The 19667-nt window shown below is 70.9% G+C and carries 18 protein-coding genes; 10 read left to right on the top strand and 8 right to left on the bottom strand.

All coding sequences use genetic code 11. The features are described from left to right. Positions 1-25 precede the first annotated feature (25 nt). From KFLA_RS21815 to KFLA_RS21805, 3 genes are all read right to left on the bottom strand, one after another. Entirely contained in the window at positions 26-889 is an 864-nt protein-coding gene (locus KFLA_RS21815) for a hypothetical protein (RefSeq protein WP_012921982.1), read from the bottom strand. A 51-nt stretch (positions 890-940) separates the two neighbouring features. Beyond that, positions 941-1453 carry a hypothetical protein gene (locus tag KFLA_RS21810; protein WP_148256695.1) on the bottom strand — a complete coding sequence of 171 codons (513 nt, stop codon included), beginning with the start codon at positions 1451-1453 and terminating at the stop codon, positions 941-943. Positions 1454-1583: 130 nt separating this feature from the next. Continuing rightward, positions 1584-2810, bottom strand: a complete 1227-nt coding sequence (locus KFLA_RS21805; RefSeq protein ID WP_012921980.1) for a DUF349 domain-containing protein — start codon at positions 2808-2810, stop codon at positions 1584-1586. Between the two features lie 235 nt (positions 2811-3045). Here KFLA_RS21805 and KFLA_RS21800 point away from each other — a divergent pair, with 235 nt between their 5' ends. The 4 genes from KFLA_RS21800 (at position 3046) to KFLA_RS21785 (ending at position 7983) form a co-directional block, all read left to right on the top strand. Then, positions 3046-3735 (top strand): MBL fold metallo-hydrolase, encoded by a 690-nt coding sequence (locus KFLA_RS21800; RefSeq protein ID WP_012921979.1) that lies wholly within the window; start codon positions 3046-3048, stop codon positions 3733-3735. Further along, on the top strand, positions 3732-5069 hold the full coding sequence (hisS, locus tag KFLA_RS21795; protein ID WP_012921978.1) for a histidine--tRNA ligase: 1338 nt from the start codon (positions 3732-3734) through the stop codon (positions 5067-5069). The genes KFLA_RS21800 and hisS overlap by 4 nt, the downstream gene beginning before the upstream one ends. Beyond that, positions 5066-6856, top strand: coding sequence for an aspartate--tRNA ligase (gene aspS, locus KFLA_RS21790; protein WP_012921977.1), 1791 nt, complete (start codon positions 5066-5068; stop codon positions 6854-6856). The genes hisS and aspS overlap by 4 nt, the downstream gene beginning before the upstream one ends. A 188-nt stretch (positions 6857-7044) precedes the next feature. Then, a complete protein-coding gene (locus KFLA_RS21785; RefSeq protein ID WP_012921976.1) occupies positions 7045-7983 on the top strand; it encodes a glycoside hydrolase family 19 protein in 939 nt (312 codons plus the stop codon). Here KFLA_RS21785 and KFLA_RS21780 read toward each other — a convergent pair. Next, positions 7946-8647, bottom strand: a complete 702-nt coding sequence (locus KFLA_RS21780; protein WP_012921975.1) for a class I SAM-dependent methyltransferase — start codon at positions 8645-8647, stop codon at positions 7946-7948. The genes KFLA_RS21785 and KFLA_RS21780 overlap by 38 nt on opposite strands. Positions 8648-8733: 86 nt before the next feature. Between KFLA_RS21780 and KFLA_RS21775 the strand changes: the two genes are divergently transcribed. The 4 genes from KFLA_RS21775 (at position 8734) to KFLA_RS21760 (ending at position 12190) form a co-directional block, all read left to right on the top strand. Continuing rightward, positions 8734-9159 (top strand): helix-turn-helix transcriptional regulator, encoded by a 426-nt coding sequence (locus KFLA_RS21775; protein WP_012921974.1) that lies wholly within the window; start codon positions 8734-8736, stop codon positions 9157-9159. A 32-nt stretch (positions 9160-9191) separates the two neighbouring features. Beyond that, on the top strand, positions 9192-9620 hold the full coding sequence (locus KFLA_RS21770) for a VOC family protein (protein ID WP_012921973.1): 429 nt from the start codon (positions 9192-9194) through the stop codon (positions 9618-9620). Positions 9621-9642: 22 nt separating this feature from the next. Next, complete coding sequence (locus tag KFLA_RS21765) at positions 9643-9996, top strand: GntR family transcriptional regulator (protein WP_012921972.1); 354 nt, start codon at positions 9643-9645, stop codon at positions 9994-9996. 157 nt (positions 9997-10153) lie between these two features. Further along, positions 10154-12190 carry a GxGYxYP domain-containing protein gene (locus KFLA_RS21760; RefSeq protein WP_012921971.1) on the top strand — a complete coding sequence of 679 codons (2037 nt, stop codon included), beginning with the start codon at positions 10154-10156 and terminating at the stop codon, positions 12188-12190. Positions 12191-12235: 45 nt separating this feature from the next. On the opposite strand, the gene KFLA_RS39405 is transcribed toward KFLA_RS21760, so the two are convergent. The 3 genes from KFLA_RS39405 to KFLA_RS37540 form a co-directional block, all read right to left on the bottom strand. Further along, positions 12236-13471, bottom strand: a complete 1236-nt coding sequence (locus tag KFLA_RS39405; RefSeq protein WP_012921970.1) for a vanadium-dependent haloperoxidase — start codon at positions 13469-13471, stop codon at positions 12236-12238. Between the two features lie 64 nt (positions 13472-13535). Then, positions 13536-14675 (bottom strand): MFS transporter, encoded by a 1140-nt coding sequence (locus KFLA_RS21750; RefSeq protein ID WP_012921969.1) that lies wholly within the window; start codon positions 14673-14675, stop codon positions 13536-13538. 100 nt (positions 14676-14775) lie between these two features. Further along, complete coding sequence (locus KFLA_RS37540) at positions 14776-15099, bottom strand: AMIN-like domain-containing (lipo)protein (RefSeq protein ID WP_148256694.1); 324 nt, start codon at positions 15097-15099, stop codon at positions 14776-14778. On the opposite strand from KFLA_RS37540, the gene KFLA_RS21740 reads away from it, so the two are divergent. Beyond that, positions 15067-15882: a GNAT family N-acetyltransferase gene (locus KFLA_RS21740; protein WP_012921968.1), complete on the top strand. Its 816-nt coding sequence runs from the start codon at positions 15067-15069 to the stop codon at positions 15880-15882. The genes KFLA_RS37540 and KFLA_RS21740 overlap by 33 nt on opposite strands. Before the next feature lie 52 nt (positions 15883-15934). Beyond that, positions 15935-18394: an accessory Sec system translocase SecA2 gene (gene secA2 / locus KFLA_RS21735; protein WP_012921967.1), complete on the top strand. Its 2460-nt coding sequence runs from the start codon at positions 15935-15937 to the stop codon at positions 18392-18394. Between the two features lie 102 nt (positions 18395-18496). On the opposite strand, the gene KFLA_RS21730 is transcribed toward secA2, so the two are convergent. Continuing rightward, positions 18497-19666, bottom strand: coding sequence for an MFS transporter (locus tag KFLA_RS21730; protein ID WP_012921966.1), 1170 nt, complete (start codon positions 19664-19666; stop codon positions 18497-18499). Position 19667: the final 1 nt, after the last annotated feature.

Genomic DNA, 19667 nt, shown 5'->3' with positions numbered 1-19667 from the left:
TCGAGTGTCTCTCGGGCGGCCTGAGTTACCAGCGGCGCGGCAGTCGCGGATGCTGGCTGAGGTAGCTGCCGACGGCTAGTTCGAGGGCGGGGTAGCTGCCCCAGAGGTCGGTGCGGCGGACGGAGATGACGTGCCAGCCGAGCGCGGCCAGCTCGTCGCGCCGCTGCTCGTCGCGGGCTTCCTCCCGGGGGCGCGAGTGCCAGCGGTCGCTGTCGTACTCGAGGCCGAGCCGGCGGCCGTCGTCCAGCGGCTCGGGGTAGCCGAGGTCGATGCGATAGTCGCGGGTTGATCCTTTGACCCGGATCTGCAGCTCGGGCCGGCCGAAGCCGGCGTCGAGCAGACGCAGCCGGAGCCAGGACTCGCCCGGGGACTCGGCCCGGCGGTCGGCGTAGTACAGGATTTGCCGGGCCTGGACGATGCCCGGGCGACCGTCGTACTCGGCAGAAGCTGCGCGAACAGCCCAGCGGTCGGCGATGCCGGACCTCAGCATGGCGTCGACGGCGGAGAGCGCGAACGGGCGGGGTAGCTGCATCGCCAGTTCGACGGTGGTGGCGATCGGGCTGGTCACGCGTTGTCCGGCGACGTCGACGACGTCGGTCGCCTCACGAGTCCAGTGGAGGTCCACCTGCTCGGTGGTTCCGAGGGCGGTGGTGTCGATGCCGTGGATCCACGCCGCCGTTCGGCCGCAGGCGATGCCGTCGGGCGGCAGCACGTGCGCGACCGCGGCCGCGCGCAGTTCCACCGAGTCCGGCACCCGGGTGTCGACGTACACGCCCTTGAGGACCGGGCGGATGTCGCCCGAGCCGAGGAGCCAGCGGAGTTTGCGGCCGACCTGGCGGGCGGTGAACGGAAGGCCGCAGAAGAACAGCGGAGCGTCACAGGGCTGCATCGCAGCAGGATGACCGATGAAGGGACAGGCTTGCTCGACGCTGTCCACAGGTCAGAGGAATTCGGGGCGGCGCCAGGCGAGGTCGAGAAGGGCAAGGGCGGCGTTGACGGCCGTGAGGGCTTGCAGAGGTTCGGCCCAGTCGGTGAGGCGGTCGCCGTAGATTTCCTCGAGGTACGGCGACGCGATCGGCGCGCCGGAGTCGGGGACTGTGCGACCTTGTTCGACGCAGGCGTTCCAGGCGGCTTCGGAGATCAAGGCGTAGGCGAGGCCATGGCTGTCCAGGTGGCAGGCGTGCCGGCCGGTGATCTCGAGAACGACATGGTTGGCCATGGCGAGCTCCATCAGGGTGCCGGCCGGCTGCACCCTCCTCTCGTCGACCACGAGGCGTCCGCTGCGCAGGCATCGGGCCACGAACTGGTCGAGCAGAGTGACGAGTTCGTCCGGATCCGTGTCGAGACCGCCGTAGTAGTCGTAGGACCCGTGGATCGGCAGCGCGAAGGGCCGGTAACCGGCGGGCTGCTCGAGGAGCGGAACGAGGTACGCGTCGAGCTCGCGGAGGTCCACCTCCGTGACCATGCACGCGACGCCGTGGAAACCCACCGTGGAACTCCTGCCGCATCAGCCGTGGCCGAACAACCAACGGTCCTACGATGCGCCGGCGGTCGGCGCCACGGTGGGTGCTGTCAGGTTCAGGTCAGCTGAACTCGGCCAGCGCGTTCTGGGCCTGGGTGAGCCATTCGCGGCGGGCGGCGATGGCTTCGCGGGCTTCGTTCGCCTTGCGGGTGTTGCCTTGGGCCTCGTGCTTGGCGGCCTGCTTCTCCAGGTCGGAGATCAGCGACTGGAGCTGCTTGACGGTGGCCTCGGCGCGGGCGCGGGCTTCGGGGTTGCTGCGGTTCCAGACCTCGTCCTCGGCGGACTTGACGGCCTGCTCGACGGCACGCAGGCGGCTGTCGATCGCGCGCATCGAGTCGCGCGGGACCTTGCCGATCTCGTCCCAGCGGTCCAGCAGGGTGCGCAGCTGCTCGCGGGCGGTCTTGGCGTCGGTGACCGGCAGGATCGCCTCGATCTCGACCAGCAGCGCTTCCTTGGCCTGCAGGTTCGCCTGCTGCTCGACGTTCTCCTCGGCCTGGACCGCGTCCCGGGCGCCGAAGAAGGTGTCCTGGGCGCTGCGGAAGCGGGCCCACAGCTTGTCGTCGACCTCGCGCGGCGCGGGGCCGGCCGCCTTCCACTGCCGCATCAGGTCGCGGAACCGGCCGGACGTCGGGCCCCAGTCGGTCGACGAGGCGAGCGACTCGGCCTCGGCCGCCAGCCGCTCCTTGACCGCGGCCGCCTCGTCGCGCTTGGAGGACAGCTCGGCGAAGTGCTGCTTGCGGTGCCGGGTGTACGTCGTGCGCGCGGAGGAGAACCGGTGCCACAACTCGTCGTCGCTGGACTTGTCCAGCCGCGGCAGCGCCTTCCACTCGTCGAGCAGTTCGCGCAGCCGGGTGACGCCGTGCCGCCAGTCGGTGCCGGCGGCGATCGTCTCGGCCTCGGTGGCGATCTTGGTCTTCGCCTCGCGGGCCTCCTCGACCTTGGCGGCGCGCTCGGCCTTGCGCTTCTCGCGCTGCTGGGCGACCAGCGGGGTGAGTGCCTCGAGCCGGGCCAGCAGGCCGTCGAGGTCGCCGACCGCCTGGGCGTCGGTGATCGCGCTGGTCACCTTCTTCACCGCGGCGCGGGCGTCGTCGGGCGACACCGTGCCGGCCTGGACCCGCTTCTCCAGCAGGTCGACCTCGAACTTCAGCGCGTCGTACCGGCGGGTGTAGAAGGCCAGGGCCTCCTCGGGGTTCGCGTCCGGCCACTGGCCGACCGCTCGTTCGCCGTCCTTGGTCCTGACGAACACCGTTCCGTCGTCCGCTACCCGGCCCCAGCTTTCCTCGGCCACAACTCGCCCCTTCCGGCGGTATGCACTGCGCTCCTGCCCATTCTGGTCGGCCCCTGGTTCATCCGCGTGACCAGGGCCTGCCCGGGCGCGTCGGGTGCTGTCCCGACATCTATCACTGAACCATCACAAACTCCCCGCCCCGGCGCAACGGGGTTGCCGTCACAATCCGGTGCGAACCCGGTGCGAGCCGACCGGTAACCTTGTTGGGTCCAGCTCCGTTCCAGGAAGGCCAGTCGTGCTCATCGCCGGGTTCCCCGCCGGATCGTGGGGTACGAACTGCTACGTGGTCGCCACCGGCCAGGGTGCGGAGTGCCTGGTCATCGACCCCGGTCAGGACGCCGCGGCGGGCGTCGACCAGGTGGTCCGGGAGAACAAGCTCAAGCCGGTCGCGGTGCTGCTCACGCACGGCCACATCGACCACATGTTCTCGGTGCTGCCGGTCTGCGGCAGCTACGACAGCACCGCCTGGATCCACCCGGACGACCGGCACCTGCTCAGCGACCCGATGGCGGGGATCAGCCCGGAGACCGCGCGGATGCTGCTCGGCGGTGACCACTCGTTCGCCGAGCCCGACGACGTCGCCGAGCTCGCGGACGGGCAGACCCTGGAGCTGGCGGGGCTCGAGTTCACCGTCGACCACACCCCGGGGCACACCCGCGGTTCGGTCACCTTCACCACGCCGTACGACGGGCCGGAGGACGTTCCCGCCGTGCTCTTCTCCGGGGACGTGCTGTTCGCCGGGTCGATCGGCCGGACGGACCTGCCCGGCGGCGACCATCCCACGATGCTGCAGACGTTGGCCACCAAGATCCTGCCGATGCGTGACGAGATCGTCGTGCTGCCGGGTCATGGTGGCCAGACGACCATCGGCCGGGAGAAGGCGACCAACCCCTACTTGCAGGACCTGGAGATCCCCACATCATGACCAAGGTGACCCCCATCAGCGGGTTTCCCGAATTCCTTCCGTCGGACCGGATCGTCGAGCTGCAGTTTCTCGACACCATCCGGGAGACCTTCGAGCTGCACGGGTTCGCCTCGATCGAGACCCGCGCGGTCGAGCCGGTCGAGCGGCTGTCGAACCAGGGCGAGGACGCGGACAAGGAGATCTACGGCGTCCGCCGGCTCGCGGCCGGCGCCGACGACGACGGCCCGGGCCTTGGCCTGCACTTCGACCTGACCGTGCCGTTCGCGCGGTACGTGCTGGAGCACGCCGGCAAGCTGGCGTTCCCGTTCCGGCGCTACCAGATCCAGAAGGTGTGGCGCGGCGAACGCCCACAGGAGGGCCGGTACCGCGAGTTCACCCAGGCCGACATCGACATCGTCGACAGCGGCGAGCTGCCGAATCACTACGAGGTCGAGCTGCCGTTGGTGATCGCCGACGCGCTGAGCCGGCTGCCGGTGCCGGAGTTCGTCGTCAAGGTCAACAACCGCAAGATCCCCGAGGGCTTCTACCGGGGGCTCGGCCTGGACGACGTGACCACGGTGCTGCGGATCGTCGACAAGATCGACAAGATCGGCCCGGACAAGGTGGTCGAGCGGCTGGTCGAGGCCGGTGCGACCGACAAGCAGGCCCGGCTGGCCGTGCAACTGGCCGACCTCTCCAGCACCGACACCTCGTTCGTCGAGAAGGTCCGGGCGCTCGGCGTCGAGCACGAGACGCTCGACGAGGGCCTGGAGCAGCTCAGCCAGGTGATGGCGGCCGCGGCCGAGCACGCGCCCGGCCTGCTGATGGCCGACCTGCGGATCGCTCGCGGGCTGGACTACTACACCGGCGCTGTCTACGAGATCTACCTGGTCGGCCAGGAGTCCTTCGGCTCCGTCGGCGGCGGCGGCCGGTACGACGCGCTTGCGTCCGACGGCAAGACGACGTACCCGGGGGTCGGGATCTCGATCGGCGTCTCGCGGCTCGTGCACCGGCTCGTCTCCCAGGGCCTGGTCAAGGGCAGCCGCAGTACGCCGACCGCCGTACTGATTGCCTTGAACAACGAGGACGACCGGGCCGAGGCGATGCGGACCGCGGCCCAGCTGCGGCAGCGGGGCATCCCGGTCGAGGTGGCGCCGGCCGCGGCGAAGTTCGGCAAGCAGATCAAGTTCGCGGATCGCCGCGGCATCCCGTTCGTCTGGTTCAGCACCGGCAACGGGTCCGAGGTGAAGGACATCCGCAGCGGCGAGCAGGTCCCGGCCGACCCGGCCACCTGGACGCCGCCGACCGACGACGTACGACCCCAGATCGTGACAACAGCTCAGGAGAACTCGTGATCCGTACCCATTCCGCCGGCTCGCTCAGGGCCGAGCACACCGGGCAGACCGTCACGCTGGCGGGCTGGGTGGCGCGGCGGCGCGATCACGGCGGCGTGGCGTTCATCGACCTGCGGGACGCCAGTGGCACCGTCCAGGTGGTCATCCGGGACGAGGAGGTCGCGCACCCGCTGCGGGCCGAGTTCTGCCTGAAGATCGTCGGTGAGGTCAGCGCCCGCCCCGAGGGCAACGCGAACCCGAACCTGCCGACCGGCGAGATCGAGGTGATCGCGGCGGAGGTCGAGGTGCTGAACGAGGCCGCGCCGCTGCCGTTCCCGGTCGAGGAGCACCACGCGACGCCGGTGAACGAGGAGGTCCGGCTCAAGTACCGGTACCTCGACCTGCGCCGGCAGGGCCCGGGCGCGGCGCTGCGCCTGCGCAGCAAGGTGAACAAGGCCGCCCGGGACGTGCTGGCCAGGCACGACTTCGTCGAGATCGAGACGCCGACACTGACCAAGTCGACGCCGGAAGGCGCTCGGGACTTCCTGGTCCCGGCGCGCCTGCAGCCGGGCTCTTGGTACGCGCTGCCGCAGTCGCCGCAGCTGTTCAAGCAGCTGCTGATGGTGGCCGGGATGGAGCGGTACTACCAGATCGCGCGCTGCTACCGCGACGAGGACTTCCGCGCCGACCGGCAGCCGGAGTTCACCCAGCTCGACGTGGAGATGAGCTTCGTCGACCAGGACGACGTGATCGCGCTGTCCGAGGAGATCCTCGTCGAGCTGTGGAAGCTCGCCGGGCACGAAGTGCAGACCCCGATCCAGCGGATGACGTACGCCGAGGCGATGGCGCGGTTCGGCAGCGACAAGCCCGACCTGCGGATGGGCCTGGAGCTGGTCGAGTGCACGGAGTACTTCAAGGACACCCCGTTCCGGGTCTTCCAGGCGCAGTACGTCGGCGCGGTGGTGATGCCGGGTGGCGCCGACCAGCCGCGCAAGCAGCTGGACGCGTGGCAGGACTGGGCCAAGCAGCGCGGCGCGAAAGGGCTGGCGTACGTGCTGGTCGGGCAGGACGGCGAGCTGGGCGGTCCGGTCGCCAAGAACCTGTCCGAGGCCGAGCGGGCCGGTCTCGCCGACCACGTCGGGGCCAAGCCGGGTGACTGCGTCTTCTTCGCGGCCGGTCCGGTGAAGTCGTCGCGGGCGCTGCTCGGGGCGGCCCGGCTGGAGATCGGCCGGCGCGGCGGGCTGATCGACGAGTCGGCCTGGTCGTTCGTCTGGGTGGTCGACGCGCCGCTGTTCGAGCCGGCCGACGACGCGACCGCCGCCGGTGACGTCGCCGTCGGGTCCGGTGCCTGGACCGCGGTGCACCACGCGTTCACGTCGCCGAAGCCGGAGTCGCTGGACAGCTTCGACACCGACCCGGGGTCGGCGCTGGCCTACGCCTACGACATCGTCTGCAACGGCAACGAGATCGGTGGCGGGTCGATCCGTATCCACCGCGAGGACGTGCAGAAGCGGGTCTTCACGGTGATGGGGCTGACCGAGGAGGAGGCGACCGAGAAGTTCGGCTTCCTGCTCGACGCGTTCAAGTTCGGCGCGCCGCCGCACGGCGGCATCGCGTTCGGCTGGGACCGGATCACCGCGCTGCTGGCCGGCGCGGACTCGATCCGCGACGTGATCGCGTTCCCGAAGTCCGGTGGCGGCTACGATCCGCTGACCGCGGCGCCGGCGCCGATCACTGCGGAGCAGCGCAAGGAAGCCGGCGTCGACGCGAAGCCGGAGAGCAAGGACAAGGCGGAGTCGAAGAGCTGACTGTGGTCGGGGCCGGCTGAGGCCGGCCGTGGCTGTGGGCTGGGCACGCGAGCAAGCTCGCAGCTGTGGTGCAGGTTGCCTACTTGAGCAACTGGAGTTGTGTGGTGGGAAAGTGACAGCGCGGTGAGACTCTTTTGAGAGATTCTCACCGCGTTGTCTCCCGCCCCTCCTCCGCCCAGGAGCCACCCATGCTCAAGCGCACGCTGTCCGTTGTCCTGGCTCTGGCCGGTGTCGGTGCCGGCTCTCTGATCGCCGCCACCCCGGCCCACGCGGTGGCCTTCCGGACCACCGCGACCAGCCTCAACATCCGCTCCGACGCGTACCTGGCGTCCTCGGTGATCAAGGTGCTCGGCGGGCCGGTGAGTGTCGAGGTCGACTGCCAGAAGGCCGGCGACACCGTCACGGTGACCGGCCGGCCCGCCACCCGCTGGTGGGCCCACCTGCCCGCCCACAACGGCTACGCCACCGTCGCCTACCTCGACACCCCGGGCGACAAGCTGCCCGGCGTACCGGAGTGCACGGTCAACCCGAACCCGCCGATCGGCGACGTCACGCTGGCCGACGTGCAGGCGATGTTCGGCAGCCGGATCGCGAACCCGTCGCTGGTGCAGACCGGCCTGCCGTCGCTGAACCAGGCGATGCGCGACGCCCAGATCAACACGCCGTACCGGAAGGCGGCGTTCCTGGCGACGTTGGTGCACGAGTCGCGGCTGGAGTACAACATCCGCGAGATCGGCGACACCCGGTTGTACGGCGGCCGCGGTTACATCCAGCTGACCGGTGACTTCAACTACGGCCCGGCCGGCCGGTACTTCGGCATCGATCTGCTGGGCAATCCGGAGCTGGCGAGGTCGTTGCAGTGGTCCGCGCCGATCGCGCGCTGGTACTGGACCGTTGCCCGCAGCATCAATCCGTTCGCGGACGCGCTGCAGATGGGCAAGGTGAACGCCGCGATCGGCTATCCGGCCGGTGCCGAAGACCAGCGCCGGTGCGACTCGTTCAAGAACGCCATCCGCTACCTGACCGGCTCGGTGCCGTCCGGGATCACCTGCACCCGCCCGGCGGCCCTGACCGCTGACACCAGCAAGCTCACGCGGGCGCAGTTCGACGCGCTGGCCGCGCGGTGAGCCAGGTCCGGTCCTGGGTCAGATAGCCGGCCAGTTCCAGTCCCACCTCACCGAGGGCCGCCGTCAGTTGGTCCTCGGTGAGGTTCTGGACCACAACGCGTTGGCTCCAGGTGTGGCCGTCGACGGTGTGGGTCATGGTGGCCGCGTCCACGTCGCCTGGCAGGTGCTCGACGTCGGAGATGACCAGTCGCCGGTTGCCGTTCTCCAGAACCCGCGGGCCGGCGAAGGACGCCCGGTCGTGCTGCTGCAGGATCACCTGCCCGCCGGGACGAACATGGTACGCGCAGGTCGCCAGCAATCGGCGGCGCGCCTCGGCGTCCGGGGCGTTGATCAGGAACGACATCATCAGCACGACGTCGAACCGCCGATCGAGCCGCAGTTCCTCGATCCGCGCGCACACCGTCTCGATGCCGGTGACGCGGCCGACCATGTCGGGTGACTCGTCCACGGCGACGAGGCGATGACCGCGGGCGAGCAGCGGCCGGGTGATCCGTCCGGTCCCGCAGCCGAGCTCCAGGATTTCGCTGTCGCGCTCGATCGCCTCGTCGATCACCTGCTCCTCGCCCTGGCTGCTGGACCGCAGGTACAGCTCGACCGCGCTGCCGTCCGGGGTGATCGCTCCAGGTCCGCTGCCGCCCTGCCCGGAACTTCCTCGAATGTCCATGCCGGTCAGCCTCCCCGGCCCGGTCCGGGCAGGGAAAGACCTTCGGCGAGCACCGAAAGTCCCGGACGGCGGCTAGCCTCGAGCTCATGACCAAGGTCCCGGTCGAGCTGCTGCCGCACCTGCGGCGGGCGCGGGACGTCGCCGATCGGCACTACGCCGAACCGCTCGACCTCGACGCCCTGGCCCGCGCGGCCGGGGTCTCGAAGTACCACTTCCTGCGGTGCTTCGCGGCGGAGTACGGGGAGACGCCGATGCAGTACGTCAGCCGGCGCCGGATCGAGCGGGCCGCGGACCTGTTGCGGGCGACCAACCTGACCGTGACCGAGGTCGCCGGGCTGGTCGGCTACGCGAGTCTCGGCGCGTTCACGCGGCGGTTCACCGAGCTGGTCGGGACCAGCCCGTCGGCGTACCAGCGCAGCGGGCTGACCGCGCGGATCCCCGGCTGCTACGTGTTCATGCTCGGGCTGAAGTCCGCAATTCCGGCGAAGCGCAGCGGGCCGCCGGCGTCGTAGCGTCGTCGGGTCACCGCGAGAGAAGGAGTCCGATGATCACGAACGTCCACCTGGTCACCGTGTACGTGACCGACATCGACGAGGCCAAGGCCTTCTACACCGACAAGCTCGGGTTCGTGCTGCGCAACGACATCACGCTCGGGCCGGACTTCCGCTGGTGCACGGTCTCCCAGCGCGACCACCCCGAGCTCGAACTGGCCCTGATGCTGCCCGGCCCGCCGCTGGACGAGGAGTCCGCCGCGGCGATCCGCCGAATCATGGCCAAGGGCCTGCTGCACGGCGTCGGCATCGCCACCGACAACTGCCGCAAGACCTTCGACGAACTGGTCGCCAAGGGCGTCGAACACCTTCAGGAACCGTCCGACCGCCCGTACGGCGTGGAGGCGGTCCTGCGTGACAACTCCGGCAACTGGCTGGTCCTGGTCGAGCAGAAACCGTACTCCGCGGCAGACTTCGGCTGAGCCAGGTGGTTGGATCGGCCGGGTGGACATCTCGGTGGATCCGGCCGGCTCCGAGCCGCCGTACGAGCAGGTGAAGCGTCAGATCGAGCACCTCGTCCGCAGCGGCGAGCTCGCGCGGGGGAGCAAGCTGCCGACCGTGCGGCAGTTGGCGGGGGACCTTGGGCTGGCCGTCAACACGGTGGCTCGGGCGTACAAGGAGCTGGAGGCGGAGCGGCTGATCGAGACCCGCGGGAGGAATGGCACGGTCGTGCTGGCGTCGCGCAGTCAGGTCGACGACGAGCAGACCCGGGCGGCGGCGACGGTGTTCGCCCGGGCCGCGCGGCGGGCCGGGCTCAGTCTGGCGGAGGCGACCCGGATTCTCGACGAAGCCTGGTAGGGCTCGGATCGGCCGCCGCTCGGCCCCGGCCCGGCTGTGACGGAAACGATTCCAGATTGCTCACGGACAACGTTGTCCGAGCTCTGTACCGGCCATCCGCCCGGTGTTAATCTCGCCCGCATTTGACAGCGATGTCAGCACCAGGGGAGTGGTCACGATGGTCTCGAGACGAACGTTTCTCGCCGGCGGCGGCGCGGTGGCGGCAGGTGGGCTGGGCTGGTTCCAGACCGGATCCGCCGCGGCGTCCGGACAGGCCGGCAGCGGGTTGGTGGACGCTGCGGAGCTCGGTACGACGGGCCGGCGGTTGCTGCCGTCCTTCGCCCGCCCGCGGCACCTGCACTACGGCGATGTCAGCAAACTCAGCGGCGGCGACCAGACGCTGCTCACCACCCTGCAGGGTCTGGTGAACCGCAGTCGCCCCGAGCTCTACTTCCTCTACTCACCCGGCGGGAACGACGGCGTCGACGCCCGCTGGCTGCGCAACACCGGCGTCCCCGCCACCCGGTACGCCGATCCGCTGGAGCTGGTCGCGAAGTACCGGCACCGGGTCCGCGGCGCGATCCTGCACGACCCCGAGGTGCCCGACTCGCTCAACGTCGCGACCACCCTGGCGGGTCTGGAGAACGCCGTCGTCGCGGACGCCGCGCAGGCCAAGGCGCACGGCCTGCGGGTGGTGAAGGATCTGCGCGGCCTGTTCGACGACGACCGGGTGAAGACGTACCGGTGGCAGTTCGAGCACCTCTTCCCGCGCTGCACGCGCCAGCTGCTCGCGGGGTTGCCGCCGACCATGGTGGTGCAGGCCGAGAACCTCACCTGGCACGAGATCGCCCGCGAGACGCGGCAGCTCCGCGACTCCTCGAACCGCGGCACGTACACGCTCGACGTGTCGCCCGCGCTCGGCAAGGACGCCGTGTACGTGCGGTTCCAGGACTCCTTCGGCGACGACGGCTGGGGCCCTTCGGTCCTCTCGGTCACCGCCAAGGCCGATGGAGCCACGCTGGCCACGTTCCAGCCGGGCACACCGCACGAGGCGCCGTACCTGTTCGACGGCCTGAACTCCTCGATCGGCGGCGAGGGCAACCGGTTCAGCGACGGCAGCGGCTACTTCATCTACAAGTTCAGTCCGCCGGCCGGGACCACCTCGCTGACCGTCACGGTCGAGATGTGGAACCAGTACCTGGTCACCGCGACCGACACCGCGCCGACCCGGGTGGAGCCGTTCCCGTACTTCCGCGACTACGTCGTCGCCACCAAGGCGCTGGTCAGCTGGCTGCCGCCGAACGGCCCGACCGGCGAGCTGCTCACAGAGCACTTCGCCGCCGTCGGCCCCACCACGCCGTACGCCGGCTGGTTCGCCAACGACGTCGCGGGGGAGTGGAGCGGCGTCGACCTCGCGGCGCAGGGCGGCTCCGAGGTGCTGCCCGCCGACTTCTACATGAACGGCACGGTCCACTCCGGCGTGGTCGCGCCGATCTCGGACCGGGTCCGCCGGTTCAGGCCGATCACGCCGAAGAAGAAGATCTACGTCACGCTGACCTTCGGCGAGGGCGACAACGTGCAGTACTGCCAGCGGCACATGCGCGACCTGTGGGACGACCCGCGGCGCGGTCACGCCCCGGTCAACTGGACCGTCAGCCCGCTGCTCGCCGACATCGGCCCGGCCATCCTGAGCCACTACCAGCGCACGGCGACACACAACGACCTGCTGATCTGTGGTCCGTCCGGTGCCGGCTACACCTATCCCGGCGCCTGGCCCGCGGAGCAGCTCGACGCCTACTTCAAGCTCTCCGGCCGCTACCTGCGCCGGACCGGGATGGACCTGGTCTACGCCTACAACCACCGCGAGAACGACGCTTGGGTGCCGTTCTCGGAGACGATCGGCCGCGGGTACGCCGAGCACACGCCGATCCGCGGCATCATCCAGTCCTGGGAGAAGGGCGACCTGCTGGTCCGTCGGGGCGGCCTGCCGGTGATCGGCAACTTCTCCCCGCCCGGCAAGGCCGCGGAGTACAAGGCCGCGCTGGACGCCCACACCGCGGCGTGGACCGGCGACGCGCCGCTGTTCGTCGCCGGCGCGGTCAACGCCTGGTCCTGGACCCCCACCGACGTCGCCCAGCTCGCCGAGCTGCTCACCGGCAAGTACGAGCTCGTGCTCGGCAACGTCTTCTTCGACGCCCTCGACAAGGTTCTTTAGGTGTGGCGCTCCGGCGGGAGGTCCACCCTCCCGCCGGAGCGGCCGTCACCGGAACAGCCGGTACGCCTCCCGGACGGCGTGGGCCGCGACCTGACGGCCCAGCGTCACGCCGGCCGTGTCGGCCGTCCGGGTGTGGATCCCGGACCAGACCCGCGCGTCGACGTTCTCAGTGGTGAGCTGACGCCAGGTGCTGTACGTCCGGGTCACGCCTGGTGCCGTCGGGCTGCCGATCGTGTACGGCTTGGCGGTCCGGGCGCCGACCAGCGTGGTCAGGACCTGTTCGGCCGAACCGGAGTACGTGTTGTGCCCGCTCGGGTAGTCGGGGTGGGCGGGTGTGGTGTGCAGCGGCCTCCACTCGGCGTGGCCGGCCGCCCGCAGCGCGGTCACCGGCCGCCAGCTCACGTACGCGTACTTCGTGTCCGAGGTCGCGATCTGCGTGTCCACCGCGGCGACGTGGAACAGCGCGACGAGTTTCGCCCGCTCGGCAAGGGATCTGCCAGTGGTCGCGGCCAGCGCGACCCGCAACGGTTCGGTGTAGAGCGTGTACGACGAGCCGAGCCAGAACGTCGCGGTGGCGGTCTGTTCCGGGGTCCGGGTCGTGCTGCCGGCCGATCCGTCAGCCTTCACCTCGGCCAGGTCGCGGCGGTACCGCTCGGACCCGACCGCGGGCGGAGGCCCGGGCCGGAACTGGTCGGCCCGGCGCAGCAGGAACGGCCTGGCCAGCCGGTTCCCGGACTGCGTGGCAGGGCTGTACGACGGGGGAGTCGGCTGCCAGACACCGGCTCCGGCCGGCGACGAGGTGAAGGGGGTGTTGACCGAGGCGGGGTCCAGGCCGTCGTCGGCGCGATCGGCCAGCACCGTGGCGGCCTGCTGCCGTCCGGCGGCGAGGCCGTCGGACTCGGAGGGACCGTCGGCGAGACGAGCCAGCGAGGTCGCCAGGGCCGCGTCGAGCTCGGCCTTCCGGGCTGGGGCCAGGGTGATCAGGGTCTGGTGGATCGCACCGGCGAACGCCGCGCCACGGTAGTCCTCCGGGCGTGGGGTGGACGGCGTGCGGAGGACGGCGCGGGTGGCGGCGAGCCAGCCGATCGCCCAGGTCCGGTTGTTGGTCACCTGGGTCGGCGCTCCGGCGGCGGCGACGGTCCCGGCGGTGACGTCGAACCACTCGAGGGCGAGATCGGCGGAGCTGGTCGAGGCCGCCGCGGCGGGGGCGGCCAGGGCGGAAGCCGCGAGCACGGGCGTCACGGCGAGGGCGAGCGTACGGCGTACGGGTCTGGGAAGCATGGAGCAACGATCACACGCGGTACGCCGCGATCACCGGCTGTATCACTACTTGGTCAGTAGACATTCACTCGTCGCGCGGCAGGACCACCGAGACGGCGACCAGGCAGGCGGACAGGGCGAGCGGCAGGATCATCGCGTTCTGGATGCCGAAGTGCTCGGCGAGCTGGCCGATGATCGCGGGGCCGATCAGGAACGCGGCGTAGCCGAAGGTGACGACGATGGCGAGCATCCGGCCGCCGCCGACGTGGCCGGCCACGGCGTACACCTGCGGGGCGACCAGACCGACGCCCAGGCCGACCAGGGCCCAGCCGACCAGCAGCAGCGGCAGCGGCTCGGCGAAGACGGTGAACAGGTAACCGGCGATCGCGGTGACGCTGCCGACCCGGACGACGGCGCGCCGGCCCACCCGGGCGACGGCCTGGTCGCCGAGCAGCCGGATGATCACCATGAAGGCGCTCACCGCGACCAGCCCGAGCGCGCCGGTGGACGGGTCGATCCGGGCGACGTCGGTGACGTGCACCGACGACCAGTCGACCGCGGTGCCCTCGGCCAGCCCGAAGCAGAACGCCATCAGGCCCAGCGCCCAGGCCAGCTTGGGAATCGCGGACCGGACGCCGTTCTCGTGGTGCTCGATCCGGCGGCCGACCGGGACGATCCGGACCGCGACCAGGATGCCGACGACGCCGAAGCAGAACAGCGTGCCCAGCGCCGGGCCCACGTTGTCGCCGCCGGAACGGTCGAGCAGCCGGGCGATCAGCACGATGGTGGCGGCCGCGGTCAGGTTTCCCAGACTCCAGAACGCGTGGAACCGGCTCATGATCGGCTTCGGCCGGGCCTGCTCGACCTCGACGCCGAGCGAGTTCATCGCCACGTCCATCGCGCCGTTGCCGAGACCGGCCAGCACCATCGCGACGATGGCCAACGGCAACGACGTGGCCAGCGAGAGCAGCCCGACCCCGAGCGCCAGCAGGCTGAGCGTGACCAGGGCGACCGGCCGGGCGCCGATCCGGTCGGCCAGCCGGCCGCCCACCTGCATCGACACCACCGCGGACGCGGCCAGGCAGAACAGCAGCAGCGACAGACCGGAGGCGCTCACGTCGAGCCGCTCGCGCAGCGCGGGCAGGACGCCCCCGACGCCACCGATCAGGGCACCGTTGACCGCGAACAACAGGAAGACCGCCGCCGCCGCGGTGCGCGTAGCCATCGGCGGCGAGGACACCGGCGCCGCCGTCACGGGAGAGCTCGGACGGTGGGCGACGGGAGGATCTGCACCCGCTCATTCGATCATGAGCAGGTGCCGACCGTTACCAGCGGTGGGCGACGTCGACCACCGCGCGGCCGGTCGTGCCGGAGCCGTCGAGGGTGAGGACGCTGAATGGCAGCCGGGCGCGAACACCCAGCCCGCTGGTGGTCTGGGCCTCGAAGCTGCCCGCCCAGGCGACCTGGCGGAAGGTGCGGTACCCGGACACGTTGCTGAGCTCGCGGTGGGTCAGCTGCGGCGCGGTCGGCCTGGAGCTTGCCTCCCGCAACGATCCCGAGCCGGTCGGGACGGCGGCGACCGCAAAACCGGTTGCCGGCCACGGCACGATGAGGAGATGACCCCTGACGAACTGCTCGACGTGTTCCATCGCCGGATCCGCCTGCCCGACGCCGACACGATTCCCGGCTGGAAGGTCGAGCTGGACGGTCTGGTGCACCGCTCGTACGCCGAGGGCCCGGGCGGCGGCGGGTTCGTCGAGACGCCGCGCGGTCTCGGAGACGACCCCGACGCGGTGATCGCGGCCCAGGTCGAGTTCTTCGCCGCCCGCGGCCTGGCGTTCGAGTGGAAGACCTACGCCTACGACGAGCCGGCCGATCTCGGCGAGCGGCTGGTCCGGCACGGTTTCGTCGCCGAGGACCCCGAGACGCTGATCCTCGGCGAGGTGGACCGGATCCTCGAGCGGCCGCTGGCGCTGCCGTCCGGGGTGCGGCTGCGTGACGTCGAGGAGCGGGCCGACTTCCACCGGATCGCGGTGCTGACCGACGCCCTGTGGCACAACGGGCTCGAGCGGATCGAGCAGCAGCTGGCCGACGAGGCCCGGATGTTCCCGGACCGGCTGGTGGTCACCGTCGTCGAGGAGGAGCAGTCCGGCCCGGACGGTCCGGTGCTGACGTCGGGATGGATCCGGTTCCACCCCGGCACCGGCTTCGCCAGCCTGTGGGGTGGCGGCACACTGCCCGAGTGGCGCCGCCGCGGCCTGTACTCCGCGATGCTGGTGCACCGGGCCCGGATCGCCCGCGAGCGCGGCTACGACTACCTGCGGGTCGACGCGTCGCAGGACTCCCGCCCGATCCTGCAGAAGCTCGGGCTGCACGGGGTCACCACCACCACGCCGTACACGTTCACGCCCGGCGCCGCCGCGCCCGCGTAACACGCGGGTCGGGGTACGGAACGACCGGGGCACGTTGTACGTTGCGGAGACCATGGCTTCGAAACTCACCTCGCGCTTCCGCCGGCTCCTGCAGCGCCCCGGCTCGATCGACCTCGGCCCGTACGAGAAGCTGACCGCGGCGGTCGGCGAGGCGGAGGAGTCCGTCCAGGCGCTCAGCGACGACGAGCTCACCGAGGTCGTCACCGAGATGCGCAAGGACGGCGGCCTGGACGAGGACGACCTGATCGAGTTCCTGGCGCTGGCCCGCGAGGCCGGCCGCCGGGCGATCGGCGAGCGGGCCTTCGACGGCCAGATCGTCGGTGCGCTGGCGCTGCTGCGCGGCCGGATCGTCGAGATGGCCACCGGTGAGGGCAAGACGCTGGCCGGCGCGTTCGCCGCCGCCGGCTACGCGATCGGCGGCCGCAAGGTGCACGTGCTCGCGGTCAACGACTACCTGGCCCAGCGCGACGCGGAGTGGATGGGCCCGCTGTACGAGCTGCTCGGCGTCACCGTGAGCCACGTCGGGCAGGCCTCCACGCCGCAGCAGCGGCGCGCGGCGTACCAGACGGAGGTCTGCTACGCGCCGGTCAGCGAGGTCGGCTTCGACGTCCTGCGCGACCGGCTGGTCGACGACGTCGCGGACCGGGTGTCGGCCAAGCCGGACGTGGCCCTGGTCGACGAGGCCGACTCGGTGCTGATCGACGAGGCCCGGGTGCCGCTGGTGCTGGCCGGCGCGACCCGCTCCGAGGAGCTCGACGACGACGTGGTCCAGCTCGTCCGCACACTGCGCGCGGGCGTCGACTACGAGATCGACGGCGACGGCCGGACCGTCGCGCTGACCGACAAGGGCACCGACGTCGTCGAGGAGCACCTCGGCGGCATCGACCTGTACGACGACGCCAACCTGGAGAAGATGACCCAGGTCAACGTCGCGCTGCACGCCGAGGTGCTGCTGCGCAAGGACGTCGACTACCTGGTCCGCGACGGCAAGGTGCACCTGATCAACAACAGCCGCGGCCGGATCGCGAAGCTGCAGCGCTGGCCCGACGGTCTGCAGGCCGCCGTCGAGGCGAAGGAGGCCGTGCCGGTCAGCGAGAGCGGCGAGGTGCTGGACAGCATCACCGTGCAGGCGCTGATCATGCGCTACCCGACGCTGTGCGGCATGACCGGTACGGCGGTCGTGGTCGGCGAGCAGCTGCAGGAGTTCTACAACGTCGAGGTGGCCGTCGTGCCGCCGAACAAGCCGAACATCCGGATCGACGAGCCCGACCGGCTGTACCTGACCGTCGAGCAGAAGAACAAGGCCCTGGTCGAGCACATCAAGCAGGTGCACGAGACCGGCCGGCCGGTGCTGATCGGCACGCAGAGCGTCGAGGAGTCCGAGCAGCTCAGCGAGCAGCTCGACGCCGCCGGCGTACCGCACGTCGTACTGAACGCCAAGAACGACGCCGAGGAAGCGGCGATCGTCGCCGAGGCCGGCGTACCGGAGACGGTGACGGTCTCGACGCAGATGGCCGGCCGCGGCACCGACATCCGGCTGGGCGGTCGCGACGGCACGAACGGGCGCGAGCGCGCTGCCGAGCTGGGCGGCCTGTACGTCATCGGCACCGGCCTGCACGCGTCCCGCCGGCTCGACGACCAGCTCCGCGGCCGCGCCGGCCGGCAGGGCGACCCGGGCGGTTCGGTGTTCTTCGCCAGCCTGGCCGACGAGCTGGTCACCCGGTACTCGATCACCACCGGCCTGCGCCCGTCCCCGGACGAGAACGGCCGGCTGACCGACCGCAAGGCGCTCGGCATGCTCGAGCACGCCCAGCGCGTCGCCGACGGCGCGAACGCGGAGCTGCACCGGACGACCTGGTCCTACCACCGGCTCACCGGGCAGCAGCGCGACATCCTGCTCGACGTGCGCGAGAAGGTGCTGACCGAGGACCTGGCCGCGGAGAAGCTGGCCGAGACCGCCAAGGAGCGGTACGAGGAACTGGTCGAGCAGCACGGCGAGGACGCGGTCAAGGATGCCGCCCGGCAGATCGCGCTGCGCCACCTCGACCGCCGCTGGACCGACCACGTTGCGTACCTCGCCGACTTGCGCGAAGGCATTCACCTGCGCTCGCTGGCCGGCGGCATCGTGCACCAGAAGCCGATCGACGAGTTCAACAAGTCGGCGATCGAGTCGTTCAACCCGCTGATCGACGACGCGTGGAAGGACGCGGCCGAGACGTTCGCGACCGCGGAGATCGGCGCGACCGGCCTCGACGAGGAAGCCTCCGGCGTACCGCGGCCGACCGCGACGTGGACCTACCTGGTCAACGACAACCCGTTCGGCACCGAAGCCGACCGCATCCTCGGCCGCCTCCGCAACGCCGTCAAGGGCGACGAACTGGTCACCGTCGAGGACGACGCCCCGGTCGAACTGGCCGAGGACGAGCTGCCGGAGGAACTGCGCGACCTGGACGACGACGAGCTGCCGGAAGAACTCCGCGACGCAGACGACGAGAAGAACCCCCGGCCCTGACCGCCCCCGCCCGCTGACCTCGGACACGACGCCGGGTCCTTGAACAGGGCATAGCCTGTTCAAGGACGCGGGTTCGTGTCCGAAGCCGCGACGGCTCCACTGTCAGGCGGGCTGATCCACTGGCGTGGCCGCGGTGGTCCGAGGGCTGCGAGTTGCCACGAGGGTGATGAGTAGGGCGCAGGTGGTGAGGACTGCGGCCGTCAGGTAGATGGGGCGGGGGCCCGCGGTCGAGTCGGCGATGAGACCGCCGAAGAGGCCGGCGCAGGCGGCGGCCAGTTGGTAGCCGGAGGCGTTGACGGCGACGGCCAGGGTGGGGGCTTCGGTGGCGGTCGTCATCACGCGGGCCTGCATGCCGGGGATGATCGCGAAGGCGAGAAGACCGATCACGACCACTGCCACCGCCGTGAGAGTGGTGGAGCCGGCGACGAACCAGGTCCCCACCAGGGCGGCCGCGAGTGCGCCGAGCAGGGCTGGTTGGCTCACGCGTGGGTTGCGGTCGTAGAGCGCGCCGCCGAGCAGGTTGCCGATGGTTGCGCCGACGCCGTACGCGAGCAGCAGGACCGGCAGCCGGGTGGCGGGGTGTCCGCCCAGGTTCGTCAGCAGCGGGGCGAGATAGCTGAAGACCATCAGCACGCCGACGTTCCCGACGGCTGTGATGGCCAGGGCGATCAGGACCGGCCGCCGGCGCAGGACCCGCAACTCCGAGACCGCCGACCTCCGGTGCTCGTCGGGCGGCGTGGTGAGCAGCAGGAGCACCAAGCCGAACCCGATCAGGCAGGCGACTGCGATCGCGGCGAACGTCGCGCGCCAGCCCCAGTGACCGCCGATCTGAGTGCCGATGGGCGCTCCGAGGATGATGGCCAGGTTCATCCCGAACGCCAATCGGGCGACCATGGTCGCGGCGCGCTCGGGCGGCGCGGACCGGACCGCGATCACGATGGCCTGGGCGAAGAAGGTCGAGGTCACCAGCGCGGTGGCCACCCGGGCGGCCAGCAGCAGGGAGAACCCGGGAGCGAGGGCGGAGATCGCGTTCCCGGCGACCGCGACGGCCAGGAGGGCGAGCATCAGCCGTTTCCGGTCGGTCCCGGCGGTCAGCGCGGTGAGCACCGGGCCGCCGAGGATCATGCCGACGGCGTACGCCGTGACCAGGAGTCCCGCGGTGCCGACCGTGACCTGGAGGTCGGTGGCGACCGCGGGCAGGATTCCGGCCACCACGAACTCACCGGTGGTGATGCCGAAGACGCAGAACATGAGAACGCCGAGTCTGACCATG

The organism is Kribbella flavida DSM 17836 (assembly GCF_000024345.1).
Taxonomy (GTDB): Bacteria; Actinomycetota; Actinomycetes; order Propionibacteriales; family Kribbellaceae; genus Kribbella; species Kribbella flavida.
This window is presented reverse-complemented; position numbering and strand designations above follow the sequence as displayed.

Coding starts and splice junctions, on each gene's coding strand:
- KFLA_RS37540 (WP_148256694.1), bottom strand. CDS start 15,099: ATGGAACACGTCGAGCAGTTCGTCAGGGGTCATCTCCTCATCGTGCCG.
- KFLA_RS39405 (WP_012921970.1), bottom strand. CDS start 13,471: ATGCTTCCCAGACCCGTACGCCGTACGCTCGCCCTCGCCGTGACGCCC.
- KFLA_RS21775 (WP_012921974.1), top strand. CDS start 8,734: ATGACCAAGGTCCCGGTCGAGCTGCTGCCGCACCTGCGGCGGGCGCGG.
- KFLA_RS21770 (WP_012921973.1), top strand. CDS start 9,192: ATGATCACGAACGTCCACCTGGTCACCGTGTACGTGACCGACATCGAC.
- KFLA_RS21740 (WP_012921968.1), top strand. CDS start 15,067: ATGACCCCTGACGAACTGCTCGACGTGTTCCATCGCCGGATCCGCCTG.
- KFLA_RS21730 (WP_012921966.1), bottom strand. CDS start 19,666: ATGGTCAGACTCGGCGTTCTCATGTTCTGCGTCTTCGGCATCACCACC.
- KFLA_RS21750 (WP_012921969.1), bottom strand. CDS start 14,675: ATGGCTACGCGCACCGCGGCGGCGGCGGTCTTCCTGTTGTTCGCGGTC.
- hisS (WP_012921978.1), top strand. CDS start 3,732: ATGACCAAGGTGACCCCCATCAGCGGGTTTCCCGAATTCCTTCCGTCG.
- KFLA_RS21785 (WP_012921976.1), top strand. CDS start 7,045: ATGCTCAAGCGCACGCTGTCCGTTGTCCTGGCTCTGGCCGGTGTCGGT.
- secA2 (WP_012921967.1), top strand. CDS start 15,935: ATGGCTTCGAAACTCACCTCGCGCTTCCGCCGGCTCCTGCAGCGCCCC.
- KFLA_RS21780 (WP_012921975.1), bottom strand. CDS start 8,647: ATGGACATTCGAGGAAGTTCCGGGCAGGGCGGCAGCGGACCTGGAGCG.
- KFLA_RS21760 (WP_012921971.1), top strand. CDS start 10,154: ATGGTCTCGAGACGAACGTTTCTCGCCGGCGGCGGCGCGGTGGCGGCA.
- KFLA_RS21815 (WP_012921982.1), bottom strand. CDS start 889: ATGCAGCCCTGTGACGCTCCGCTGTTCTTCTGCGGCCTTCCGTTCACC.